At 69.4% G+C, this 25,275-nt stretch carries 21 protein-coding genes; 8 read left to right on the forward strand and 13 right to left on the reverse strand.

Annotated features, from left to right (window positions below):
* Complete coding sequence (locus G537_RS0102295) at window positions 1-1,341, forward strand: ABC transporter ATP-binding protein (protein WP_051247698.1); 1,341 nt, start codon at window positions 1-3, stop codon at window positions 1,339-1,341.
* Between the two features lie 149 nt (window positions 1,342-1,490).
* On the opposite strand, the gene G537_RS0102300 is transcribed toward G537_RS0102295, so the two are convergent.
* The 9 genes from G537_RS0102300 to G537_RS0102340 form a co-directional block, all read right to left on the reverse strand.
* Window positions 1,491-2,723, reverse strand: a complete 1,233-nt coding sequence (locus G537_RS0102300; RefSeq protein WP_026868741.1) for an aminotransferase class V-fold PLP-dependent enzyme — start codon at window positions 2,721-2,723, stop codon at window positions 1,491-1,493.
* Between the two features lie 13 nt (window positions 2,724-2,736).
* Window positions 2,737-3,204, reverse strand: a complete 468-nt coding sequence (locus G537_RS0102305; RefSeq protein WP_034850356.1) for a RidA family protein — start codon at window positions 3,202-3,204, stop codon at window positions 2,737-2,739.
* Between the two features lie 2 nt (window positions 3,205-3,206).
* Window positions 3,207-4,220, reverse strand: coding sequence for an ABC transporter ATP-binding protein (locus G537_RS0102310; protein WP_026868743.1), 1,014 nt, complete (start codon window positions 4,218-4,220; stop codon window positions 3,207-3,209).
* A complete protein-coding gene (locus G537_RS0102315) occupies window positions 4,217-5,230 on the reverse strand; it encodes an ABC transporter ATP-binding protein (RefSeq protein WP_026868744.1) in 1,014 nt (337 codons plus the stop codon). Before G537_RS0102315 ends, G537_RS0102310 begins: the two co-directional genes overlap by 4 nt.
* The gene (locus tag G537_RS36015) at window positions 5,227-6,381 is read right to left on the reverse strand and encodes an amidohydrolase/deacetylase family metallohydrolase (protein ID WP_034850357.1); all 1,155 of its coding nucleotides are present in this window, start codon (window positions 6,379-6,381) and stop codon (window positions 5,227-5,229) included. The genes G537_RS0102315 and G537_RS36015 overlap by 4 nt, the downstream gene beginning before the upstream one ends.
* Window positions 6,381-7,250 carry an ABC transporter permease gene (locus G537_RS0102325; RefSeq protein WP_026868745.1) on the reverse strand — a complete coding sequence of 290 codons (870 nt, stop codon included), beginning with the start codon at window positions 7,248-7,250 and terminating at the stop codon, window positions 6,381-6,383. The genes G537_RS36015 and G537_RS0102325 overlap by 1 nt, the downstream gene beginning before the upstream one ends.
* Complete coding sequence (locus tag G537_RS0102330; RefSeq protein ID WP_026868746.1) at window positions 7,250-8,191, reverse strand: ABC transporter permease; 942 nt, start codon at window positions 8,189-8,191, stop codon at window positions 7,250-7,252. The genes G537_RS0102325 and G537_RS0102330 overlap by 1 nt, the downstream gene beginning before the upstream one ends.
* Window positions 8,192-8,392: 201 nt before the next feature.
* Window positions 8,393-9,916, reverse strand: coding sequence for an ABC transporter substrate-binding protein (locus G537_RS0102335; RefSeq protein WP_026868747.1), 1,524 nt, complete (start codon window positions 9,914-9,916; stop codon window positions 8,393-8,395).
* 179 nt (window positions 9,917-10,095) lie between these two features.
* Window positions 10,096-11,619: an ABC transporter substrate-binding protein gene (locus tag G537_RS0102340; RefSeq protein WP_026868748.1), complete on the reverse strand. Its 1,524-nt coding sequence runs from the start codon at window positions 11,617-11,619 to the stop codon at window positions 10,096-10,098.
* A gap of 226 nt (window positions 11,620-11,845) precedes the next feature.
* Between G537_RS0102340 and G537_RS0102345 the strand changes: the two genes are divergently transcribed.
* The gene (locus G537_RS0102345) at window positions 11,846-12,640 is read left to right on the forward strand and encodes an IclR family transcriptional regulator (protein ID WP_034850358.1); all 795 of its coding nucleotides are present in this window, start codon (window positions 11,846-11,848) and stop codon (window positions 12,638-12,640) included.
* A 20-nt stretch (window positions 12,641-12,660) separates the two neighbouring features.
* On the opposite strand, the gene G537_RS0102350 is transcribed toward G537_RS0102345, so the two are convergent.
* A complete protein-coding gene (locus G537_RS0102350; protein ID WP_155888457.1) occupies window positions 12,661-12,891 on the reverse strand; it encodes a hypothetical protein in 231 nt (76 codons plus the stop codon).
* 471 nt (window positions 12,892-13,362) lie between these two features.
* On the opposite strand from G537_RS0102350, the gene G537_RS45345 reads away from it, so the two are divergent.
* The 4 genes from G537_RS45345 (at window position 13,363) to G537_RS0102370 (ending at window position 20,268) form a co-directional block, all read left to right on the forward strand.
* On the forward strand, window positions 13,363-15,390 hold the full coding sequence (locus G537_RS45345; RefSeq protein ID WP_051247699.1) for a calcium-binding protein: 2,028 nt from the start codon (window positions 13,363-13,365) through the stop codon (window positions 15,388-15,390).
* A gap of 134 nt (window positions 15,391-15,524) precedes the next feature.
* Complete coding sequence (locus G537_RS43415; protein ID WP_051247700.1) at window positions 15,525-16,265, forward strand: trypsin-like serine peptidase; 741 nt, start codon at window positions 15,525-15,527, stop codon at window positions 16,263-16,265.
* Window positions 16,266-16,315: 50 nt separating this feature from the next.
* Window positions 16,316-17,692, forward strand: coding sequence for a 3' terminal RNA ribose 2'-O-methyltransferase Hen1 (locus tag G537_RS0102365; RefSeq protein WP_026868751.1), 1,377 nt, complete (start codon window positions 16,316-16,318; stop codon window positions 17,690-17,692).
* Complete coding sequence (locus G537_RS0102370) at window positions 17,689-20,268, forward strand: polynucleotide kinase-phosphatase (protein WP_026868752.1); 2,580 nt, start codon at window positions 17,689-17,691, stop codon at window positions 20,266-20,268. The genes G537_RS0102365 and G537_RS0102370 overlap by 4 nt, the downstream gene beginning before the upstream one ends.
* An 18-nt stretch (window positions 20,269-20,286) precedes the next feature.
* Here G537_RS0102370 and G537_RS0102375 read toward each other — a convergent pair whose 3' ends face one another.
* Complete coding sequence (locus G537_RS0102375) at window positions 20,287-20,511, reverse strand: hypothetical protein (protein ID WP_026868753.1); 225 nt, start codon at window positions 20,509-20,511, stop codon at window positions 20,287-20,289.
* Window positions 20,512-20,906: 395 nt separating this feature from the next.
* Here G537_RS0102375 and G537_RS0102380 point away from each other — a divergent pair, with 395 nt between their 5' ends.
* The gene (locus G537_RS0102380; RefSeq protein ID WP_155888458.1) at window positions 20,907-21,593 is read left to right on the forward strand and encodes a DUF6683 family protein; all 687 of its coding nucleotides are present in this window, start codon (window positions 20,907-20,909) and stop codon (window positions 21,591-21,593) included.
* 18 nt (window positions 21,594-21,611) lie between these two features.
* Here G537_RS0102380 and G537_RS0102385 read toward each other — a convergent pair whose 3' ends face one another.
* Window positions 21,612-22,466 (reverse strand): NAD-dependent epimerase/dehydratase family protein, encoded by an 855-nt coding sequence (locus G537_RS0102385; protein WP_026868755.1) that lies wholly within the window; start codon window positions 22,464-22,466, stop codon window positions 21,612-21,614.
* A gap of 37 nt (window positions 22,467-22,503) precedes the next feature.
* Window positions 22,504-23,223: a glutathione S-transferase gene (locus G537_RS0102390; protein WP_026868756.1), complete on the reverse strand. Its 720-nt coding sequence runs from the start codon at window positions 23,221-23,223 to the stop codon at window positions 22,504-22,506.
* Between the two features lie 280 nt (window positions 23,224-23,503).
* Here G537_RS0102390 and G537_RS0102395 point away from each other — a divergent pair, with 280 nt between their 5' ends.
* On the forward strand, window positions 23,504-25,231 hold the full coding sequence (locus tag G537_RS0102395) for a peroxidase family protein (RefSeq protein ID WP_026868757.1): 1,728 nt from the start codon (window positions 23,504-23,506) through the stop codon (window positions 25,229-25,231).
* Window positions 25,232-25,275 lie beyond the last annotated feature (44 nt).

Genomic DNA, 25,275 nt, shown 5'->3' on the forward strand with positions numbered 1-25,275 from the left:
ATGTTCGACACCACTCTTCTTCGTCCGACCGCCAAGCCCGCCAACGACAATCCGATCCTGATCGACGTCGCCGGCGTCCGGCAGGCCTATCACAAGAGCGACAACGCCGACCTGCTGGTGCTGGACGACGTCTCGCTGACCATCCGCGAGGGCGAGATCGTCGGGCTGCTCGGCCGCTCCGGCTCCGGCAAGTCCTCGCTGCTGCGGATCATCGCCGGGCTGGTGCCGCCGACCGCCGGCGCCGTCACCTGGTGCGGCCGCCCGGTCGCCGGCCCGTCCGACGGCCTGTCGATGGTGTTCCAGAGCTTCGCCCTGTTCCCCTGGCTGACCGTGCTGCAGAACGTCGAGATCGGGCTGGAGGCCCAGGGCATCCCGGCGGCGGAGCGGCGGCGCCGGGCGCTGGAGGCGATCGACCTGATCGGCCTCGACGGCTTCGAGAGCGCCTATCCGAAGGAGCTGTCGGGCGGCATGCGCCAGCGCGTCGGTTTCGCCCGCGCCCTGGTCGTGCATCCGCGCCTCATGCTGATGGACGAGCCGTTTTCGGCCCTCGACGTGCTGACGGCGGAGACGCTGCGCACCGACCTGATCGACCTGTGGATGGAGGGCCGGCTGCCGATCAAGTCGATCCTGATGGTCACGCACAACATCGAGGAGGCGATCCTGATGTGCGACCGCGTCCTGATCTTCTCCTCCAACCCCGGCCGGGTGGCGGCAGAGATCAGGATCGACCTGCCGCATCCGCGCAACCGCCTGGACCCGGAGTTCCGGCGGATGGTCGACGACATCTACGCGCGCATGACCAACCGCGAGCCGGAGAAGGCCGGGCCGAAGGCGGGCTTCCACGGCACCGGCATCGGCATGGAGCTGCCGCATGTCTCGACCAACCTGATGTCGGGCCTGATGGAGGCGCTGGCCGCCCCGCCCTACAACGGCCGGGCCGACCTGCCGGACCTGGCGGCGACACTCCAGATGGAGGCGGACGAGTTGTTCCCGATCGCCGAAGCCCTGCAGCTCATGCGCTTCGCCGAACTGGCGGACGGCGACATCCACCTGACCGACCATGGACGACTGTTCGTCGAGTCCGACGTCGACCAGCGCAAGCGGCTGTTCGCGGCGCATCTGCTGGCGCATGTGCCGATCGCGGCCCTGATCCGGCGGGTGCTGGACGAGCGGCCGAGCCACCGCGCGCCGCGGCTGCGCTTCACCGAGGAGCTGGAGGATTTCATGTCCGAAGACAGGGCGGAGGAAACCCTTCGCGCCGCTGTCTCCTGGGGCCGCTACGCCGAACTCTTCGCCTATGACGGCGAGAGCGGTCAGTTCAGCCTGGAGGATCCGGCCTAAGGGAGGACCGCTCTTGTGTTGCCTCTCCCGCTTGCGGGAGAGGTCGGAGACGCGAAGCGGCTCCGGGTGAGGGCCCTTTGTCGAGGCCGGTGCCAGCCCTCACCCGGACGTCCTGCGGACGCCCGACCTCTCCCGCCACGCGGGAGAGGTTATGGGTTATCCGTCTCTGACGACTTCGGAAACCGCAGCAGCGACTCCAGCCCCTTCCGGCTGCGGGCCAGCAGGCGCTCGCGGGCATCGCCCTGCGGCGGATCCCCCGCGGCGCCGCGCAGCGCCGCCAGCAGCCGGTCGAGCACGATCTGCGCCTCGCCGTCATGCAGGTTGCAGGGGTCGAGGTAGAAATAGCCGTGCTCGACCTCGTGGTCGCGGACGATCACCGGCGGGTCGCCGGCGGCCAGCCGGTCGGCCACGTCCCAGGCGCCGAGGCCGGCCCCGGCCGGGTCGATCGTCACCCGCAGGCGGTCGAGCGGGTTGTCGGTCGGGTCGGGCTCGATCACCGCGGTTACGCCCGGCAGGCCGGCCAGCCCCTCGTGCCACAGCTTGAGATGGCCGTCCTCCCGCGCCCGCACCGCCGCATGGTCGCGCTTCTCCCAGGCGTCGAGCGCGGCGATGGTGCCGACCACGCCCTCCTTGCCGACCTTCATGCCGCGGCCGATGCCGCGGTTCTGCAGGAAGGCGGCGCGCACCAGGTCCTCGCGGCCGGCGACGATGCCGGCGGTCGGGCCGCCCAGGAACTTGTGCGAGCTGTAGATGGCAAGATCGGCGCCGCGGGCCAGGAAGCCGGTCAGATCGTATTCCGAGGCGGCGTCGACGATCACCGGCACGCCCTTGGCCCGGCAGATCTCGGCGAACTCCTCGAGCGGGATCTGGCCGTACTGCACCACATGGTGGGAGACGACATAGAGCGCCGCGGCCGTGCGCTCGGTGATGGCGCCCTCCAGCTGATAGCCCTGGGCCAGGGTGGCGGTGCCGACCGGCACGACCTTGGCGCCGGCCAGGCGCACCGCCTGGTCGACCGGGGCGCCGTAGCTGACAATGTGGCCGACCTGCAGCAGCACCTCGGTCTTGGTGAGGCCGGTCGTATCGGGCAGCCGCTCGATCGCCAGCAGGTCGTCGCCGGTCATGGCGCCGGCCACGGCCAGGCTGATCCCGGCCGAAGCCGAGGCGGTGACGAAGCCGGCGTCCGCGCCGCAGGACCTGGCGATCCGGGCGCTGGCCTTGCGCTGCAGGTCGGTGATCTCGACGAATTGCGGCAGGATCTCGGACACGGCCTGCACCGCCTCCGGCACCACGATCGAGGCGCCCAGCGAGGTCATGGTGCCGGAGACGTTGATCACCGGGCGCAGGCCCAGGCGGCGGCGGATATCCTCGTTTGGCTTCATGGGCGTGCCTCCCTCAGCGCGCGAACTCGACGACGGCTTCGATCTCGACGGTGATCTGCCGCGGCAGCGACCCCATGCCGACGGCCGAGCGGGCATGGCGGCCGATCTCGGGCCCGAACAGCTCGACGAACAGGTCGGAGCAGCCGTTGATCACCTCCGGATGATGCTCGAACTCCGGCACCGCATTGACCATGCCGAGCAGCTTGACGATGCCGGTGATGCGGTTCAGGTCGCCCAGCGCCTGATGCATCACCGCCAGCAGGTTGACGCCGGTCAGCCGGGCATGGCGGTAAGCGACCTCGCGATCGACCGTGGCGCCCACCTTGCCGCGATGCAGGGTGCCGTCGGCCTCCAGCGGCCCCTGCCCCGACAGGAACAGGAGTTGGCCGGAGACGCGGTGCGTCTCGAAATTGGCGACCGGCGGCGGCGCCTTGGGCAGGGTGATGCCGAGCGCGGCGAGGCGGTCGTAAACATTGGGCATGATCAGTCCGTGGTCGGTTGGTCGTTCAGTTCGGCATCGCGGATGCAGGCGACGAAGCGCCCCGGCTCCCGCTCCTCGAGCGGCGGCACCGCCCGAGCACAGGCGTCGGTCGCGGCCGGGCAGCGGGTGCGGAACACGCAGCCGGAGGGCGGCGCAATCGGGCTCGGGATGTCGCCCTTCAGGATGATGCGGTCGCGCTTGGCCCGCGGGTCCGGCACCGGCGCGGCCGAGAGCAGCGCCTTGGTGTAGGGATGGCGCGGCCGGTCGTAGACCAGCCGGGTCGGCCCCTTCTCCATGATCCGGCCGAGATACATCACTACGATCTCGTCGCAGAGATAGTCGACCACGGCGAGGTCGTGGGCGACGAACAGCAGGGTCAGGCCGAGATCGCGCTGGATGTCCTGGATCAGGTTCAGCACCTGGGCCTGGACCGAGACGTCGAGGGCCGAGACCGGCTCGTCCGCGACGATGAAGTCGGGCTCCACCGCCAGCGCCCGGGCGATGCCGATGCGCTGGCGCTGGCCGCCGGAGAACTCGTGCGGGAAACGGCGCTGATGGTCGGCGTTGAGGCCGACGCGCTCCAGGAGCTCGCCGATGCGCTGGCTGCGGCGGCCCTTCGCCAGCCCGTGCGTGTCCAGCGCCTCGCCCAGGATCTCGGCCACGCTCATCCGCGGGTTCAGGCTGGCATAAGGGTCCTGGAACACGATCTGCATCCGCCGGCGCCAGGGGCGGAACGCCTTCTCCGGCAGGGCGGTGACGTCGGTGCCGTCGAACAGCACGCGGCCGCCGGTCGGCTCGATCAGCCGCAGCACGGCGCGGCCCGTCGTGGTCTTGCCGGAGCCGGATTCGCCGACGAGGCCGACGATGCTGCCGCGCCGGATCGACAGGCTGACGCCGTCGACCGCGCGGACGACGCGGCCACCGCCGATCGGGAAATGCACCGACAGGTTCTGCACGTCGAGCAGCGGCGCGGCGGGATCGGACTGGGGAGCTACGCGAAGGGCGGCGGCGGTCACAGCTGGTCGGTCCTCCGGCAGCGGGAGCGGTGGCCCGGCTGCACCGCGGCGAGGTCCGGCACCGCGGCCTCGCAGAGGCCCTCGGTCAGCGGGCAGCGCGGGGCGAAGGCGCAGCCGGACGGCAGGGCCATGACGCTGGGCACGGTGCCCGGGATCGGCTGCAGACGGGCATCGTCATGCCTTCCGCCGGTGCGGGCATTCGGGATGCAGGACAGGAGGCCGCTTGTGTAGGGGTGGCGCGGCCGGTCGAACAGCTCCAAGACCGGCGCCTCCTCCACCACCCGGCCGGCATACATCACGGCGACGCGGTGCGCGATCTCCGCCACCACGCCCATATTATGGGTGACGAACAGGATCGACATGCCGATCTCGGCCTGCAGCCGACGCAGCAGGTCCAGGATCTGCGCCTGGATGGTGACGTCCAGCGCCGTGGTCGGCTCGTCCGCGATCAGCACCGACGGGTTGCAGGACAGGGCCAGCGCGATCATCACCCGCTGGCGCATGCCGCCCGACATCTGGTGCGGATAGTCGTTCAGCCGCGACGCCGCCGCCGGGATCTCCACCAGCTCCAGCATCTCCCGGGCGCGGGCCATCGCCTTCGCTCGACCGACACCTTCATGCAGTTGCACCGCCTCGGCGATCTGGTCGCCAACGGTGAACAGCGGGTTCAGGCTGGTCATCGGCTCCTGGAAGATCATCGCGATCTCGGCGCCGCGCAGGCGGCGCAGCAGCGCCTGGGAGGCATGGGCCAGGTCGTGCGTCGTGCCCTTGCGGTCGCGGAAGCGGATGGCGCCGCTCTCGATCCGGCCGGCCGGCTTCGGCAGCAGCCCCATGATTGACAGGCTGGTGACCGACTTGCCGGAGCCGGATTCGCCGACGATCGCCAGCGTCTCGCCGCGCGCCAGATCGAAGGACACGCCGTCGACCGATTTGGCGATGCCGTCCCGGCTGTGGAACCAGGTCCGCAGATCCTCGACCGCGAGGACGATATCGCGGGTGGACGCACTCATGTATGGACCGCCGGGTCGAACAGCCGGGTCGCCTTGACCGACTTGGTGCCCAGCACCGCATGGCGCGGCGCGAACAGCCGGTCCAGCGTGGCGCTGTCGCCGGAGGAATCCGGCAGCGTCACCGACGCCTCCTCCAGGCCGAAGATGGTGAAATCCGCCTCCGCCCCCACCCGCAGGTTACCCTCGGCCGGCAGCCCGACCACCGAGCGCGGGCGGGTGCTGGCGGCGGCCACCACCTCGGCGAACGGCATGCCGACGGCCAGCAGCTTCGACATGGTCGTCGCCATGTCCCAGACCGGGCCTTCGATCGACCGCAGATGCAGGTCGGTGGAGATCGAGAAGGGATGGAGGCCACGCTCGATCCCGGCGCGCGCCACCTTGAAGGAGAAGGAGGCGCCGCCGTGCCCGACGTCGAGCCGCACCCCGGCCTCGGCCACCTGTTTGGCGATGCCGAACAGCTCCTCATCCTCCAGGATGTTGCCGCCCGGCTTGCCGTGGAAGCAGTGGGTCAGGACGTCGCCGGGGGTCAGCACCTCCAGCACCTCCTCCAAGAGCGGCGGCGGCTCGCCGACATGCACCATCAGCGGCAGGCCGCTGATCTTCGCCACCTTCTTGGCGATCTTCACCGGGGTGATACCCCAGGCGGCTGTCACCGTGCTGCAGGCCCGGCATTTGATGCCGCGGATGATGTCGCGGTTGGCTTCGATCACCTTCAGCGTGCGGGTGATGTCGATCGAGCGCTGGTCGATCAGTTCGCTGACCCGGTTGCAGGCGACGAGGCCGATCGAGCCGATGTTGAGGAAGGCGACCACCCGCTCCGCCGCCGGCTCGACGATGAACTCGCGGAAGCCGACGAAGTTGCCCTCGCCGGAGGAGCCGGCGTCGACGATGGTGGTGACGCCATGCGCCAGCCCGCCTTGGGACGGGCGGATCGAGATGTCGGTGCCGCCGTGATAGACATGGGCGTGCAGGTCGGCCCAGCCGGGCGATACCCAGCCGCCCTGGGCGTCGACGATCTCGGCCTCGGCGGGGGCGTCGATCCCCTGCCCCACGGCGGCGACGCGGCCATCGGCGATGAGGATGTCGATCGGGTGGTCATCCGGGTGGTCGGGGAAGCCGGCTGGTCGGGCGGCGCGGATCAGGACGGGCATCACAGTTCCTTGCGCAGGCGGGGGTCGAGGATGTCGCGCAGGCCGTCGCCGACCATCTGCAGCGACACCACCGACAGCACGATGGCGAGGCCGGGGAAGACCATCATCCAGTCGGCCGAGCCCATGTATTGCTGGCCGGCATTGATCATGGTCCCCCAGGTGGGGATCTCGGGCGAGACGCCGACGCCGAGGAAGGACAGGCCGGCCTCGGCCAGGATGGCATAGGCGAAGATGAAGGTGCCCTGCACCAGGATCGGCGACCACAGGTTGCGCAGGACATGGGCGGTGACGATCCGCCAGGTGGAGACGCCGAGCGCCCGCGCCGCCTCGACGAAGGGCAGCTCGCGGATCACCAGGGTCGAGGCGCGGACGATGCGGGCCAGCCGCGGCGTGTAGACGATGCCGAGCGCCAGGATGACATTGACCAGCGACGGCCCCAGCGCCGCGACCAGCGAGATCGCCAGCAGGATGTCCGGGAAGGCCATCATCGCGTCGATCACCCGGGCCACCACCTTGTCGGCCGGCCGGAAGAAGCCGGCGACGAGGCCCAGCACGATGCCCAGCAGCGAGGACAGAATCACCACGGCGAAACCGACGAACAGCGACAGCCGGCCGCCATAGATCACCCGGGTGAAGACGTCGCGGCCGAACTCGTCGGTGCCGAACCAGTGCGCCAGATCCGGCGGCTTCAGCCTGTTGACGATCGACAGCTTCTGCGGGGCGTAACCGGTGATGTATGGCGCCAGGGCCGCGGCCAGGATCAGCACCGCCAGGATCACCAGGCCGATCAGCGCGGTCTTGCGGCGGACCAGCAGCCGGGCCAGCTTCAGACGTTCGCCCGCAACGGAAACGGTAGCGGTGGCGGCCATCAGGTGCGTACCCTCGGGTCGACGAAGAGGTAGAGGAGATCGATGGCGAGGTTGATCAGCACGTAGAGCGCCGCGATCACCAGCAGCGCCCCCTGGATCACCGGGTAGTCGCGCCGCAGCACGCCGTTGACCACGAGGTTGCCGACGCCCGGCAGGCCGAACACGGTCTCGGTCACGACGGCGCCGGAGACCAGCAGCGCCGTGGTCAGGCCGATCACCGTCAGGATCGGGATCAGCGCGTTCTTCAGCGCGTGCTTCAGCACCACCCGCCGCTCCGGCAGGCCCTTGGCCCGGGCGGTGCGGACATAGTCGTCGTTCAGCACGTCGAGCATGCTGGCCCGGGTGAAGCGGGTGATGAGGGCGGAGTTGACGAGGCCCAGCACGATCGCCGGCAGCACCAGGTGACTCATCCGATCGAGGAAGGTCGCGCCCGGCCCGCCATAGCCCGCCACCGGAAACCAGCCGAGCTTGACCGAGAAGATCTGCATCAGGATCAGGCCCAGCCAGAAGCTGGGGATGCTGGCGGTGAACATCGACACGGTCAGCACCGACTGGTCGAGCAGCGATCCTCGCCACACCGCCGAGGCGATGCCGACCGGCAGCGCGATGGCGACCGCGATCAGGATCGACAGGATGGTCAGCATCAGCGTCGGCTCGGCCCGGTCGCCGATGGCGCTCAAGACCGGCTGGTTCAGGAAGATCGACTGGCCGAGGTCGCCGACCGCGATCTGGCCGAGCCAGCCGACATACTGCACCGGCAGCGGCTGGTCGAGGCCGAGCTTGGACCGCAGCTCGACCACGTCCTCCGGCCGCGCGTCGGGGCCGAGCATCACCGCGGCGGGGTCGCCCGGCGTCACCCGGATGATGACGAAGACGACCGTCGCCACGATGAACATCACCGCGACCATGCCGATCAGGCGATTGACGATGTAGGAGAGCATGGCTTCAGCGCGCTCCGGGACCACACTCTGTGAGTCCCCCCTCCCCTCGCGGGAGGGGGCTAGGGGGAGGGGGTTGTCGAGCGAAGAGAACGAAGGCGCCTGCTCCGGCGGCACGACCCCCCTCCCCCTGCCCCCCTCCCGCAGGGGGAGGGGGGACTAGAGAAAGCTGGCCGGCAGTGGCGCGTGTCGGCACCATTCTCCTCACTTCTCCACCCAGGTGTTCCAGAAGGACGGCCAGGGCGACGGCTCGTAGCCCTTCAGCTTCGGCGACTTGGCCGACAGGGCGTTGAAGTCGCCGACCTTGATGAACGGCACCTCCTCCATGATCGCGGCCTGGACGTCGGCGTAGAGCTTCGCCCGCTGCTCCGGGTCCGAGGCCGCGTTGAAGGCGTCGAAGGCGGCGCGGCGGCGCTCGGTCGACCACCAGCCCGGGCCGCTCTCGGACATGCCGAGGTTCAGCGCCGGCTCCGGCAGGAACGGGCTGTGGGTGAAGAAGATCTCCCACAGCGCCGGGTCGTTGCGCCGCTGGGTCAGCGTCGCCCAGTCCGACACCTGCAGGTCGACCTTGAAGCCTGCCGCCTTCAGATACTCCGCGGCGACCAGCGCCATCTTGTAGTGGAACTCGTATTGCTGGCTGGTCAGGATCCGGATCGGCTCGCCGGCATAGCCGGCCTTCTCCATCAGTTCCTGCGCCTTCTCCGGATTGCCCTGGTCGTAGGTGTCGACCCCGGCGTCGTTGCGCCACGGGAAGCCCTCCGGATACATGGCGCCATCGACCGTGAAGAACTCCGGCTTGCCGAAGGCGGCCAGCATCATGTCGCTCTCGCTCAGCGCCGCCTGCACCGCTTGGCGCAGCTCCAGCTTCGCCAGCGGCCCCTGCTTGGTGTTGAGCATCATGATCGGATAGCCGAAGGACTTCAGGATCACCGGCTCGGTGGTCGAGAGCCCGGTCAGCCGATCGTAGGATTCGACCGGCAGCAGGTCGGAGAGGTCGTACTGGCCGGAGATCGCGCCCTCGATCCGGGTGTTGGCGTTCGGCACCGGGATGAAGCGGATCTCGTCGAGATACGCGGTGCGCCGGCCGGCATAGCGGCTCGGCTTCTCGCCCCGGGCGGCGTAGCCGTCGAAGCGGGTCAGCAGGATGTACTGGTCGGGCTTGCGCTCGGCCAGCTTGTAGGGGCCGGTGCCGACCACCTCGGTCAGCGGCTCATCCATATGCGCCTTCGGCATGATCACCGCGGCGCTGTTGTTGAAGGCCAGCAGCGACAGCAGCGGCGCATAGGCCTGCTTCAGCTTCATCCGGACCGACAGGTCGCCGGTCGCCGCGACGCTCTCGATCATCGGCGCCGCCTGCTTGCCGCGCGAGGCGACCCGCATCCAGCGCTCAAGCGAGGCGACGACATCGGCCGCGGTCAGAGGCTCGCCATCGTGGAAGGTGACGCCCGGCCGGATCTTGATGTCGTAGGTTCGGCCGTCGTCAGAGATCGCCGGCATCGCCTCGGCCAGCAGCGGCTGCAGCCGCCACTCGCCGTCGAAGGTGAACAGCGTCTCGTAGACATGCTGCGTGATCATGCCCAAGAGGTCGCCGGTGTTCGCCATCGGGTCGAGCGTCGGCGGCTCGCCGATGGTGGCGACATCGATCTTGCCGCCCTTCACCGGGTCGGCGACCGCCGCGCCCGGCACCAGGGCGGCGGCAACGAGGAGGGAGAGCAGCAGGCGGCGCATGGGCTGGCTTTCGGTTCCTTCGATCGACGGCGGGGCCATCCCCTCACCCGAAATCGCTGCGCGATTTCGACCTCTCCCCAAGGAGAGGTGTATCGGCTCGGCCCCCTACCCTCTCCCCAGGGGAGAGGGAGGGGCCCGACGCCGAAGGCGGCGGGAGGGGGAGGGGGTTGTCCCGGCGGTCACTTCTCCACGTAGGCGTTCCAGAAATACGGCCAGGGGGCCGAGGTCACGCCCTGCAGCGCCTTGGCCTTGGCCGAGAGGGCGTTGAAGTCGCCGACCTTGATCAGCGGCACTTCCTCGGCCATCACCTGCTGCACGCCGGCCCAGAGTTTCACCCGCTCCTCCTGCGTCAGCGCCTGGTTGAAGGCGCCGACCGCCTTCTCCTTGGCCGGGGTGTCCCACCAGCCGGGCGAACCCTTGGCCAGGGCGCCGATCAGCGCCGGCTCAGGCAGGAACGGGCTGTGGCTGATGTAGATCTCCCACAGGGCCGGGTCGGTCCGGCGCTGGGTCAGCGTCGCCCAGTCGGTGACGTCGAGCTGGACCTGGAAGCCGGCGGCCTTCAGGTATTCCGCCGCGACCAGCGCCATCTTGTAGTGGAACTCGTATTGCCGGCTGGTCAGGATCCGGATCGGCTTCTGGCCGTCATAGCCGGCCTCCTCCAGCAGCTTCTGCGCGCCCTCGGCATCGCCCTTGTTGTAGACCTCGGTGCCGACCTCGGTCCGCCACGGATAGCCTTCGGGATACATGGCGCCGTCGAGGGCGTAGAAGTCGGTGCTGCCGAAGGCGGCCGCGAGCATGTCCTCCTCGTTCAGCGCCAGCTGCACCGCCTTGCGCAGGCGGACGTCGCTGAGCAGCCCCTCCTTCGTGTTCATGACGAAGACCGGCCAGCCGAAGGGCTTCAGGATGATCGGCTCGGACGCGCCTGCCTTGATCTTGTCGAAGGATTCGACCGGCAGGGAATCCGTGTAGTCGAACTGGCCGGCCACCGCGCCCTCGACCCGGGTGTTGGCGTTCGGCACCGGGGTGAAGCGGATCTCGTCGAGATACTGCTTGCGGACGCCGCCATAGCCGTCCGGCTCGCCATCGCGCGGCTTGTAGCCGTCGAAGCGGACCAGCTGGATGTACTGATCGGGCACCCGCGCTTTCAGCATGTAGGGGCCGCTGCCGACCGGGTCCTTCATCTCCGGCGCGATCTTCTCCGACGGCACGATCACGGCGGCGCTGTTGTTGAAGGCCAGCAGGGCCAGCAGCGGCGCGAAGGGCTGCTTCAGCGTGATGCGGATCGTGAAGCCGTCGACCTTCTCGATCTTGTCGATGTTGGCGGCGGCCAGTTTCCCGCGCGACGCCACTTCGGTCCAGCGCTTCAGCGAGGCGACGACGTCGTCGGCGTCCAGCGCCGAGCCGTCATGGAAGGTCAGGCCCTGGCGGATCTTGATGGTGTAGGTGCGGCCGTCGGCGCTGATCTCCGGCATCGACTCGGCGATCAGCGGCGTGACGGTCCAGTTGCCGTCGAAGGTGTAGAGCGTCTCGAAGATGTGCTGGGTGATGATGCCGACGAGATCGGCGGTGCTGACCATCGGGTCCAGCGTCGGCGGCTCGCCGATCGTCGCCACGGTGATCGACCCGCCCTTGGCCGGCGCGGCCATGGCACCCGAGGATATCGGCAGGATCGCCAGAGCGACCAGGCACAGGATGCGCAGCATTGACTCCCCCTGTCGTGAGCCTCTAGTATTCCGTTATTAGGAAGTAACATCTTCCGTTGCGGAATACGCTAGAACCGATGCGGCGGGGGCGTCAACCCCATCCAAGCGGGCTGAACGGCGGAATCGCTCGGCGATTGACCGCAATGCAAGACAAAGCCTAGCTTCGGAGGAGCGCGGCCTATACCACTCGGCCGGAGCAGCGGCCGGGAGCAGACGGGACAGGATCATGGCGGAAGCAGCGGCGACGAAGGCCGAGAAGGCGGGAGAGCGCAGCCGGGTCAGCGGCATCGAGCGCGCCGTGCAGATCTGCGACCATCTCCTGGCCGTGGGCCGCCCCCTCACCGCCTATGACGTGTCGAAGGCGCTGGGCGCGCCGATGTCGACGATCTACGGCGTGGTGGATTCGCTGCTGCGGCAGGATCTGCTGTCGCGCGACGGCGACGGGCTGCTCTGGTTCGGCCCCCGCCTCTACCACTACGGCTTGGCCTATGGCCGCAGCCTGAGCCTCCTGGAGACGGCGTCGCAGGAGATGCGGGAGTTGAGCCGCCTGCTGGGCGAGACGGTTCAGGTCTGCGGCCGCGACGAGGGCCATATGGTGGTCCTGGCGATGGCCGAGCCGCCCGGGCATTTCCGGGTCTCGTCCAAGGTCGGCACGCGGGTGCCGCTGAACTGGACCGCCTCCGGCCGACTCCTGATCGGACACCTGCCCTGGCCGGAGCGGATCGAACTGATGCGCCGGGCCGCCCAGCCCTCCCCCACCGGCATGGCCGAGACCGACCCGGAGGCGCTGTGCCGGGCAGCGGAGACGGCGTTGGCCGAGAAGCTGGCGATCCAGCTCAGCGAATCCGACTTCGCGGTCGCCTGCATCGCCGCCCCGATCTGCAACCCGAACGGCGATTGCGACGCCACGATCAGCGTCGTCCTGCCCGAACAGAAGGCGCGCGAGCGCGAGCGGACCTACAGCGTCGCCGTCCAGGAGGCGGCGAGCCGGATCGAGCGGCTCCTGGGCTGGCGGGCGTGAGCAGCCTCTGAGGCCGCCCTCTACCGGTCCCGCGCAGCCAGGTCTCGGACCACCGGATCCACCGCGTAATCGAAGGCGGCGGCCTCCGCCACCGCGAAGCGGAGCGCGCGCCGCTTTTCCACGACATAGGCCGCGCCGGCGATGCCGGACAGGTTCGACGGGTCGGTGTGGCGGAAGGCACGCTGCGCCCGGTTCATCGCCTGCGCCGCCTGCTTGGCCCGCGCCACCTGGCGCGTGAAGTCGCGATCCATGGCGATTCTCCATCGTTCGGGATGCGGCCGCAGCCGCATCTGCTTCTGCTCGATATCGGTGCCGGAAAAACGCATGCATCGACACCGGTGTTCCCCGGGAGGACGTGCGGCCCGAAGAACTCGGCCATGGTCACGCCGCCCCCGAATGATTCGCATGAAGACACAAAGCCGGGGAAACCGCCAACAGATATCCCAGATATCGGAGACAGGTCAAATCGACCTGACCTTCTCATGATTCAAGTCTTGAAATACAATACATCATACAAATACACGAATGTTGTCATACATATGATTGCATATGGATGACTGAAATCAATTTGCATATCTTTTTATGATAATGCTTCACATCGAATCCGAATCTGAACTCAGATTTCACATTAGTGTGCTTTTTTGTTGATAGATGCGAGAATAAATGCCCAACTACGGCGCCCTCTTTATATCGGGCGTCGTTCATATTGGGGAGGAATATTCATGGCCACTTTCACGGGCGACAACAGCGCCCAGATCATACCCAACCTCGTTATCGGGCCCGTCCAGGCCATCGGAAACGACTTCGTCGACGCGTTGGGCGGCGACGATGTCGCCATCGGCTGGTCTGGCGACGACGTCATCCGCGGCGGCGCCGGGGCGGACGTGATCATCGGCGGCCTGCTGAACGCAGCCGGCGTCATCACCTTGTCGGGCATCGATGCGGCGGACTACACGACATCCGCCGAAGGCGTGACGGTCGACCTCTCGGTCATCGTCGATCTCACCCTTCCGATCCTCGGCATCAACATCCAGCTCACCGGCGCCTCCCAGGGCTTCGGCGGCGATGCCCAGGGCGACTACCTGGTCGGCATCGTCAACCTGATCGGCTCCAACACCGGTGGCGACGATCTCAGCGGCAGCGCCGCCGCCAATACCTTGAACGGCCAGGGCGGCAACGACACCCTCGACGGTCAGGGCGGGAATGACATCCTGCTCGGCGGAGAAGGCGATGACCTGCTGACCGGCGGGGCCGGCGCCGATTCGCTGCAGGGCGGCGCCGGCACGGACACGGCGGACTATTCCGGCTCCGCCACGCCCGTGACCGTCAACCTCACCACCGGCACCGGCAGCGGCGGCGATGCGCAGGGCGACACCCTGACCGGCATCGAGCGGGTGATCGGCACCGCCGGGGACGACAACCTCACCGGAACGGCCGGAAACGACACGCTGATCGGTGGAGCCGGCGCCGACACCATCACTGGCGGCGGCGGCGTCGACACGGTCGATTATTCCGGCTCCGGCTCCGGGGTCGATGTCGACCTGCAGAACGGCACCGCCAGCGGCGGCGACGCCGAAGGCGACACGCTGAACGGCATCAGCAATCTTACCGGCACCAACTTCGTCGACCACCTGTACGGCAACGCCTCGGCCAACACCATCATCGGTCTGGACGGCAACGACACGATCCGCGGCGGTGGCGGGGCCGACGCCATCGATGGCGGCGCCGGGTCGGACTTCGCCAACTATCAGGGCTCGGCGGCCGGGGTCACGGTCAACCTGGCGACCGGCGCCACCAGCGGCGGGGATGCCGCGGGCGATACCCTGACCAGCATCGAGAACCTGTACGGGTCGAGCTTCGACGACAACCTGACCGGGGACGACAACCGCAACATCATCGGCGGCGAGCTCGGCAACGACACGATCGTCGGCAATGCCGGCGACGACGCCCTCTCCGGCGAGGACGGCAACGACAATCTCGACGGCGGCGACGGCGCCGACCGGCTCGTCGGCGGGGCCGGCGACGACATCGCCAATGGCGGGGCCAACAACGACTCCGTCGACGGCGGCGCCGGCGACGACACGATCAACGGCGGCGCCGGAGACGATATCCTCACCGCCGGCGACGGGACCGACACGATCAACGGCAATGACGGCAACGACATCATCAATGGCGGGGCCGGCCCCGATGCGATCGACGGCGGGCTCGGCACCGACACGGCCTACTACATCAACAGCACGGCCGGGGTAACCGTCAACCTCGCCACCGGCAGCGTCTCCGGAGGCGACGCCGTCGGCGACACGCTGACCAGCATCGAGCAGCTCTACGGCTCGAACTTCGTCGACACCCTGATCGGCGACACCGGGAACAACCGGCTATGGGGCAATGGCGGCGACGACGTGCTCACCGGCGGCGCCGGGGCCGACACGCTCAAGGGTGGCGCCGGCAGCGACAGCTTCGTCTACACCGCCGTCGGCGACAGCACCGTGGCCGCGGCCGGGCGCGACACGATCGAGGACTTCGCGACCGGCGACCGGATCGACCTGTCCGCGATCGACGCCAACGGCTCCGGCGGCGCCTTCGCCTTCGGCACCGGCGCCTTCACCGGCGTGGCCGGCGAGCTGCGGGTGGTGGCTCTGTCCAACGGCTACCAGGCGGTCTATGGCGATACCACCGGCGACAAGAATCCCGACTTCGCCATCGTGGTGCTGTCCGACCACGCGCTGACCGCCAGCGACTTCGTGCTCTGAGTCCCCTCCCGCACGCCCCACCCTGCCGCCGTGCGGGGTGGGGTTCCTTTTTGGGTGCTTGGCCCGGGCGAGTGCTGCGGCGATACTCGCAACCGGAAGGCCGGAACGGCCCGGTCCGGAGGGACGGAACAGGGATGCGGCTCACATCAGCTCTGCTCGCGGGTGCGCTCCTCGTCCTCGCCGCCGTCGCCGCTCCGGCGGCCACGCCGCTGCTGCTGCCCGGCCTCGGCCCCGATGACCGGCGCGTGCCGGTGGACGGCACGACCGCCCCCTGGAGCAGCCTGGCCAAGGTGCAGACCGGCATCGGCGGCCGCTGCACCGGCGCCCTGATCGGTCCCCGCCGGGTGCTGACCGCGGCGCACTGCCTGTTCAACCCGCGGACCCGCCGCTTCCTGTCCGCCCCCTCGCTGCATGTCCTGTTCGGCTACGACCGCGGCGAGTTCATCGAGCACGCCCAGGTTGCCGAGGTGGTCCATGCCGAAGCCTACGACCCCCTGCGGCCGCGGGAGGAGTATGCGGTGGACTGGGCGATTCTGGTGCTGGCCGCGGACGCCCCGCCGCAGGCTCCGCCGCTGCTGGTCGCGGAATCGGTGCCGCCGCCGGGCACGGCCGTCGTGCTCGGCGGCTACAGCCAGGACAAGGCGCAGATCATCACCGCCGACACCGCCTGCATGGTGCTGGGCACCGACCGGACGGCGCGCGGCCCGGTGCTGATCCACGACTGCAACGGCACGCGCGGCACCAGCGGCAGTCCGCTGCTGACGCTGCAGGACGGCGAGTGGCGGGTGGTGGGCGTCGCCGTCGCCGGCTCGACCGACCGGCTGACCCTGAACTTCGCCGTCCCATCCACCGCCTTCGCCGCGGCGCTGCGGTAGGACGCGGATCTCAGCTTTTCCCGCATCGTCCCTTCGGCTACAGGAACCCGATGTTCCTCTCGATTTCCACGACGCATCGTCCGGCGACCGATCTCGGCTTTCTGCTGCACAAGCACCCCGACCGCGTGCACGAGACGGAGCTTCCGTTCGGCAAGGCCCATCTGTTCTATCCGGAGGCCGCGGAAGCGCGCTGCGAGGCCGCGCTGCTGCTGGAGGTTGACCCGGTCGGACTGGTGCGCGGCCGCGGCTCCGGCGAGGGCATGATCGACCAGTACGTCAATGATCGCCCCTATGCCGCCTCCTCGTTCCTCTCCGTCGCCCTGATCCGCACCTTGAAGACGGCGATGGCCGGCGTCTCGAAGGGCCGGCCGGAGCTTGCCGCGGCGCCGATGCCGCTCGAAGCGCGGATCAGCCCGCTGCCGGCGCGCGGCGGCGAGACGCTGGTGCGCCAGCTGTTCGAACCGCTCGGCTGGTCCGTTCATGTCGAACCCGTCGGTGGGCCGGATGGCGGCACTGCGCCTCGCTATCTGACCCTCACCCTGTCGGGCACCGCCCGGCTGAGCGCGCTGCTGAACCACCTCTATGTGCTGATCCCGGTGCTCGACGACGACAAGCACTACTGGGTCGGCGAGGACGAGGTCGCCAAGCTCCTGGCCCGGGGCGAAGGCTGGCTGGAAGACCATCCGGCGCGGGAGCTGATCGTGCGCCGTTACCTGGTCCACCGCCGGTCGCTTGCCCGCCTCGCCCTGGCGCGGCTGGTGCCGGAGGCCGCGGCAGAGGACGCCGGAGAGAGCGCCGGAAGCCGCGAAGAGGCGCTGGAGACGCCGATCCGGCTGCACGACCAGAGGCTGGCGACAGTGACGGCGGTCCTGAAAGCGAAGGGCGCCAAGGTCGTCGCCGATCTGGGCTGCGGCGAAGGCAAGCTCCTGGCCCTGCTGGCGCGGGAACGCTGGGTCGACCGCCTGATCGGCGTCGACGCTTCCACCCGCGATCTCGAGCGGGCGCAGCGCCACCTCAAGCTCGGGCAGCCCGGAGGGCCGCCCGAAGGGCGGATCACGCTGCTGCACGGCGCCCTCACCTATCGCGACCGGCGCTGGAGTGAGGCCGACGCCGCCGCGCTGATCGAGGTGATTGAGCACCTCGACCCCGACCGTCTGCCGGCGCTGACCCGTGTCGTGTTCGGCGAGGCCAGGCCGAGGATCGTCGTCGTGACCACGCCGAACGCCGACTACAACGTGCTGTTCCCGACCCTGGGCACCGGGTCCTTCCGTCATGCCGACCACCGCTTCGAATGGGGACGGGCCGAGTTCCGCGCCTGGGCCGAGGCCGTCGCCGGTGCCCATGGCTACGCCGCCGAGATCGACGGGATCGGCCCCGCCGATGCCGTACACGGGGCGCCGACCCAGATGGCGGTGTTCACGCGATGAAGGCCGCTGATCCCTCCCGCATCGACATCCCCGATTTCGCCCTGGTCGTGCTGATCGGCGCCACCGGGTCGGGCAAGTCGACCTCCGCCACGCGCCACTTCCGGCCGACCGAGATCATCTCCTCGGATCGCTGCCGGGGCCTGGTGTCGGATGACGAGACCGACCAGTCGGCGACCGCGGACGCCTTCGATCTGGTCCGCACTATTGCCGAGAAGCGCCTGAAGAACCGGCGGCTGACGGTGATCGACGCCACCAATGTCCGCGCCGCCGACCGCAAGGACTGGGTCGCGCTGGCCCGGCGCTGGCATGCCTTGCCGGTCGCCATCGTGCTCGACCCCGGCGTGGACGTCTGCATCGCGCGCAACAAGGAGCGGCCCGACCGTCCCTTCGGGCCGCAGGTGGCGGTGCGGATGGTGTCCGAGATCCGTCGTGGTCTGGGCGGCCTGCAGCGCGAGGGCTTCCGCCAGGTGTGGCGGCTGACCACGGCCGAGGGGATCGACGCCGCAACGGTCGAGCGCCGGCCGCTCTGGATCGACAAGCGCGACGATGCCGGTCCGTTCGACATCATCGGCGACGTCCATGGCTGCGCCGACGAGCTCGAGACGCTGCTGCGCCGCCTCGGCTACACCGTGGACTGGCAGGACACGGAGGGCGCGCGCCAGGTCACGGTCACCCCGCCCGCGGGCCGCAAGGCGGTGTTCGTCGGCGACCTGGTCGACCGCGGCCCGCGCACGCCCGACGTGCTGCGCATCGCCATGAGCATGGCCGCGGTCGGCACCGGCTATGTCGTCAACGGCAATCATGACCGCAAGCTGGCGCGGTGGCTGGAGGGCCGCGACGTCAAGATCGCGCACGGGCTGCAGCAGTCGATCGACCAGATCGAGGCCGAGGGGCCTGCCTTCAAGGCGGCCATCAAGCCGTTCCTGGACGGGCTGCTGAGCCATCTTTGGCTGGACGGCGGCAAGCTGGCCGTCGCGCATGCCGGGCTGAAGCCGGAGATGATCGGCCGCGCGTCGCCCGCCGTGCGCGAATTCGCGCTCTATGGCGAGACCACGGGAGAGACGGACGAGTTCGGGCTGCCGGTGCGGCTCGACTGGGCGGCGGCCCATCGCGGGAATACGACGATTGTCTACGGCCACACGCCGGTGATCGAGCCGGAATGGGTCAACAACACGATCTGCCTCGACACGGGCTGCGTCTTCGGCGGCAGGCTGACGGCGCTGCGCTGGCCGGAGAAGGAGCTGGTGTCCGTGCCGGCCGAACGGGTGTGGAGCGAGCCGATCCGCCCGCTGGCGCCCCGCGACGGGAAGCGCAGCGCCCAGGCCGAAGCCGACGACCTGCTCGACATGGAGGATGTCCTCGGGCGGCGCTGGATCGGGACGGAACTGCGCGGCCGGATCGAGGTGGCGGCCGAAAACGCGGCCGCGGCGCTGGAGGTGATGAGCCGCTTCGCCATCGCACCGCAATGGCTCGTCTATCTGCCGCCGACGATGTCGCCGGTCGAAACCAGCACGCGGGAGGACTGGCTGGAGCGGCCCGAAGAAGCGTTCGAGCATTTCCGCGGGCGTGGCGTCGCCGCGGTCGTGTGCCAGGAGAAGCACATGGGCTCGCGCGCGGTGATCGCCCTGTGCCGCGACGCCGCCACGGCGCGCGCCCGGTTCGGCGTGACCGGAGACGAGACCGGGGCGATCTGGACCCGGACCGGCCGGTCCTTCTTCGCCGACACGGCAACCACGGAAGCTTTGCTCGCGCGCTTGCGGGCGGCGGCGGATGCGGCCGGGCTGTGGTCGGAGCTGGAGACCGGCTGGCTGCTGTTCGACGCCGAGATCATGCCCTGGTCGGCCAAGGCCGGCGCCCTGATCGAGAGCCAGTATGCGCCCGTCGCCGCCTCCAGCGTGGCCGGCCTCGCGGCCGCCGGCGCCGCGCTGGCCAGGGCCGTGGACCGCGGGCTGCCCCTGGCGGAGCTGCACCGGCGGTTTGCCGAGCGGCGCGATCGGGCCGAGGCCTATGGCCGCGCCTGGGCGCCCTATGTCTGGCCGGTCTCCGGGATCGACGACCTGCGCGTTGCGCCGTTCCATCTTCTGGCTGCCGAAGGCCGCGTCTGCTTCGACCGCGATCACATATGGCACATGGACGTGGCCGACCGGCTGGCGGATGCCGGAGGGCCGACCGTGGCCGCGACGCGCTGGCGGCTGGTCGATCTGGCCGACGACGCCGCCGGCGCCGACGCCGTCGCCTGGTGGGAAGCGATGACCGCGGCGGGCGGGGAAGGCATGGTGGTGAAGCCGCGCGACTTCGTGGCCCGCGGCCCGAAGGGCCTGATCCAGCCGGCGGTCAAGGTGCGCGGCCGGGAATATCTGCGGATCATCTACGGCCCGGAATACGATCTGCCGGAGAATCTGGTCCGCCTGCGCGACCGCAAGCTCGGCGGCAAGCGTAACCTGGCCCTGCGCGAATTCGCCCTCGGGCACGAGGCGCTGCAGCGCTTCATCGCCCGCGAGCCGCTGCGCCGGGTCCATGAATGCGTCTTCGGCGTGCTCGCGCTGGAGAGCGAACCGATCGACCCGAGGCTGTGACCGCCTCGGGCCGGCCGGTCAGCCCTTCTCGCTCCGCCGGTCGCAGACGACCTTGAGATAGCGCCCCTCACCCAGCTTCGGCCCGAGCGCGGTGTTGGCCAGCATCGCCTGGCCGGAGACGCCGCAGCCGAGCGGCGAGCTCGCCACGGGCCCGGCGACGACGTCGACCGCGGTCTCCCGGTTGCAGTCGCGCTGCGGCATCGCCGTCGCGCAGACGAGGATGAGGGTGGTGAACAAGTCCATGATGCTGCCGCTCCCTGGGTTGTGCACCACCCGGGGGCTTCCTCCTGGAGAGTCTTTCCGGATCGACAACCGATCCTGCGCCGGCCGGCTTCCATGGCTGCGACGCAACGTCACCGGCCCTGCCGCGGCCTGCTGTCGACATCGCTCCAGCGGCCGCTCCGGCCATTGTGCACGGCAACATGAACGGAGACAAGCCTGGCCGGCAGCGCGGGGTCATGCCTCAGAAGTGCCATGGGACGATGGTAAGTAGATTGAGCCGGCAAGGAGTCGACGCGGATCTGCCGCAATGGTGGAACGCCCGTCGGGCCTGTGCAGGCGGTCGTTCGTCCTGATCGGGGGGAGCTATGCGACGGACCCTACTGTGCGCCTTCATCTGGACGGCCACGGCCTGGCCGATGGCGGGTCACGCCCAGGACATGTTCTGGTCGACGACGCTGCCCGCGATCACCGGCACCGACACGCTCGGCCTTCACCTGCGCAATCTGCGGGAGCAGCAGCAAGACCAGGGACAGCCGCGCGCGCAGCCGAACCCGGCGCCCGGGAACGCCGCCTCTTCCGCTGCGACGTTCCGGTATACCCCTTCGCTCCAGCGCCGCGCCGCCAACCTGGCGCAGTTCGTGGCCAAGAGCCGGCAGAACGATCCCAAGGGTGCCGACGATCTCGCCAGGACGTTCGCCTCGATCGATGTGATCGAGGCGATGAAGGCCCCGCTCGCCGAGGCCGGGCTGCGGATCGACGACGTCGCCGATGCCTATGCCGTGTACTGGATCAATGCCTGGCAGGCGAGCCGCGGCGTCGACGACGATGTCAGCCGCCGCATGGCGACGGCGGTCAGGAACCAGGTGGCCGGCGTGATGGCGTCCACCGGGGCGGTGCGCGGAGCGAGCGATGCCGCCAAGCAGGAGATGGCCGAGAGCCTGCTGATCCAGGCGGCGCTGATCGCGGAAGCGATGAAGCAGAGCCAGGGCAACCCCGCGCTCGGCCGCCAGCTCGCCGCGGCCGTGTCGCAGGGCGCCCGTGGGATGAACCTGGATCTCGCCGCCATGACCTTGACCGAGGACGGATTCGTCCCTGCCGATTGAGGCAAAGGCCTCGCGCCTCTAGGCCGGGCGCGGGTCGCGCCAGCTGTAACGGGGCTCGTAGCCGAGCACCCGGCGCGCCTTTTCGATCGACAGCAGGGTCTCGTTCGGGCCGAAGGCGCGCTTGCGCGGCACGCCTGGATAGACGGCGTCGAGCAGCGCGTCGTTCGGCTGGCTCATCACCGTATCGGCATTGGCGATGACGAAGACCTCGGCCCCGGTCAGCGTCGATTCCAGCGCCAGCCGGATCGCCTGGGCGGCGTCGCGCGCATCGATATAGGCCCAGAGGTTCCAGTTCCGCTTGCGCGGGTCGTCGTCGAAGCCCGGGAACTCCGCATAGCGCTCCGGGTCCATCACGTTGGACAGGCGCAGGCCGATGATCTTGGTCTCGGGGTCCCAGCGGCAGAACTGCTTGGCCATCTCCTCGCCCATCAGCTTGGACAGGGAATAGGCCGTCTCCGGCCGGCCGGGATACTCCTCGTCCACCGGCACATAGGGCGGCGGGTTGGCGAAGGGCAGGCCCAGCACGGTCTCGCTCGACGCCCAGACGATGTTGCGGATCCTCAGCTGCCGCGCCGCCTCGAACACGTTGTAGGTGCTGACCGTGTTGGTGGCGAAGGTGACGTGGTTCGGCGCTAGGCCGGGGGCGCGGATCGCCGCCAGATGGACGATGCCGGTGACCTGCGACACCCGGTCGTCGATCGCCGAGAAGGCGGCGATGGTCTGGCCGAAATCGGTCAGGTCGACGCGGCTGTGCCGGACCGACGGGTCGGCCGGCGGCGCCAGGTCCACCGAGCAGACGTCGTAGCCATGCGCGATCAGGTCCGTCAGGCAGGCGCGCCCCGCCTGGCCGCTGCCGCCGGTGACGATGATCATCCGCTCCTCCCTCGCCGCTATTGTCTGACAAGATAGGTCAGGGATCGAGCTCGGGATAGTGGCGGAAGATGCCCATCTGGTTGAACGGAATGCGCCGCGGCGAGGCGAGATAGGTCCTGATGCGCGGCAGCGCCGCCACGCGGTCGTGCAGCGCGGCCAGGCGCGGATGCTTCGGCTCGATCCGCGCCATCGCCTTGGGGAAGGCGTAGCGCAGCCCGGCGATCATCTGGAACATCGACAGGTCGGCCGTGGTCACCTTGTTCCCGACCATATGCGCGTCGCCGGCCGGGTTGCGCGCCAGCACCCGCTCGAAATAACCGAGATATTTCGGCAGGCGGTGGGCCAGGAAATCCTCGGCCCGGCGCTTCGCCTCCGGCTTCTGGTCCTCGTAGTACAGGCCGCTGCCGATCGGGTGGTGGGTGTCGTGCGCCTCGACCAGGAAGTCGGCGATGGTGAGCTGCAGCTGATGGGTCCACAGCCGCCCGCCCTCCTCCGCCGGCGCCAGGCCGTGGCGGTCGCCGAGGAACAGCAGGATGTTGGCGGTCTGGCCGATCAGCAGGTCGCCGGCCTTGAGGTAGGGCGGCGCGAAGGGCGGCTCCGCCACCGACGGGTCCTCCATGAAATGCATCAGCCCGGGCAGATCGTCGCCCTCGCCGCGGGCGACGTCGACATAGTCCGCGCCGGCCTGCTCGAGCGCGAGCCGGACGAACTCGCCGCGCCCCTGGATCTCGGGCCAGTAGTAGAGCTCATAGGTCATTCCGCCGGATCCTTTCGTGACTGCCCGGCCGGGATGTCCCCGGCCATCGCCATTTCACGCTGGGTTCACGTCGCTCCGCTAGCGTGGTCCATGCCGTCTCGCCCGGATGGTCGTCCCATCGAGCCCCCTGCTTCGCCACTTATTTCATGCTCCGTCATATTCAATCGCATCCGATAGTCGAACCGGCATATTCAAACCGAAGCCGCTGGCTCGATGGGCTCCGGCACGCTATGTGCGGACGACGGCACGTGTCGGAACCAAGTCGAGGAAAGGGAGGATAATGGGGCAACACGGAGGGCTGGACTGCCCGTCTTTCGCGGCGCGGTCCGGCAAGCGGCCCGGCGCGGGAGCGCTGGCGGGCGCGACGACGCAGGCCGGCACGGCGCAGGCCTTCCGCAACTTCGGATCGGGCGATCCCCCGTCGGCGGCGGAGGTCCATCGCCGCGCGGAAGAGCCGCTGGCGGCGCAGACGCTGATCTGCAAGCTGATCCGGCGGATGCAGGAGCCGCATCGCTACGCGGATGAGGGCAAGGCGCATGCCGATCCGACCGACAACGGGCGGATTCCGGCGGGCTACACCTATTTCGCCCAGCTCGCCGGGCACGACATCGTCCATGGCGCCATGACCACCATCAGCCTGGCCGACGGCTCCCTGCCACGGGTCAATCTGCGGTCCCGGCCGCTGGTGCTGGACACCGTCTATGGCCGCGGCCCGACCGACGATCCGATCAGCTACGAGATGCCGGAAGCTCCCGGCGAACTCCGGGAGAAGCTGCGCCTCGGCCATATCCGCATGACCGAGCCGGGCAAGCCGAACGCCGCCTGCCCGGTGTACACCGCCCGCGACGTGCCGCGGGCGCGCATCGAGGGGCTGAGCGACCCGGCGAACGAGGGCGCCGCCGACACCCTGCTGACCGATCCGCGCAACGACGACAGCGTGAACCTGTCCCAGCTGACCACGCTGTTCCTGATGTTCCACAACGCGGTCATCGACACCCTGCGCAGCCGCAGCCCGTTCCCGGACGATGTCTCGGCCTCGCCCGAGCTGCTCAGCTTCGCCCGCTTCTCGCTGGCCCGGCAGATCACCGCCGCGGTCTATCGCGGCATCGTGGTCAAGGACCTGCTGCCCCGCCTGATCCGGCCGGAGATCTGGAAGCTGTACAACCAGGCCCGGCCCCGGCCGCTGGCCGACACGCCCGACGGCCGCATGCCGATCGAGTTCTGCGACGCCGCCTACCGCCTCGGCCACGCCATGGTGCGGGCGAGCTACCGGATGAGCCGGCAGACCGAGACCTTCGGCGTGCGCGACATGATCGAGACCTCCTCGGCCCGGCGTGCGCGGGAGACGCCGATCCGCGACATCTGGGTCTGGGAGTGGTCGCGCTTCTTCTCGATCGACGGGTCGAGGCCGCAGCTCAGCCGGCGCATCGGCCCCTCCTACAACGCCGTCATGCTCTATGACAGCCTGTTCCGGAACGCCTATGCCCCCGGATCCGGCGACGCCGTCGACCCGACGATGTCGGGGCTGCTCTACCGCGACCTGGTCCGCGGCTCGCTGAGCGGGCTGCGGAGCGTCAACGCGCTGGCCGAGCTTATGCCGGCCGCTGTGCTCGACCAGTCGCGGCTGCTCGCCGACCGCGAGCATCGCATCGCGACGCTGCGCGCCTGGCTCGACGCCGGGGACACCGTGGCCTTCGAGCCCGGTGAGCGCGACGCCATCGCCGCCGACCCGCCGCTGCTGTTCTACTTGCTGTTCGAGGCCGCCCAGGAGGAGGACGGCAAGAGCTTCGGCACGCTCGCCTCGGTGATCACCGCCGATGTCTTCGCCGGGGCGCTGGAGCAGAGCCGCGATCTGGTCGAGGAGGCGCGGGATCCGGTGGCCGGGATCACCACCGAAGAGGCGGTCGCCCATGTCTTCGGCCGGTCCGTGCCCGAGACGATGAGCGAGCTGATCACCTTCGTGGCCAAGGCGCTGAAGCTCGAATCCGTCGAGCCGCCGTTCATCTGAGTCACGTCACCATCGCCGCGCCCCGCCCGGGGGCGCCGATACCC

It is taken from the genome of Inquilinus limosus DSM 16000, from assembly GCF_000423185.1.
GTDB classification, from domain to species: Bacteria; Pseudomonadota; Alphaproteobacteria; order DSM-16000; family Inquilinaceae; genus Inquilinus; species Inquilinus limosus.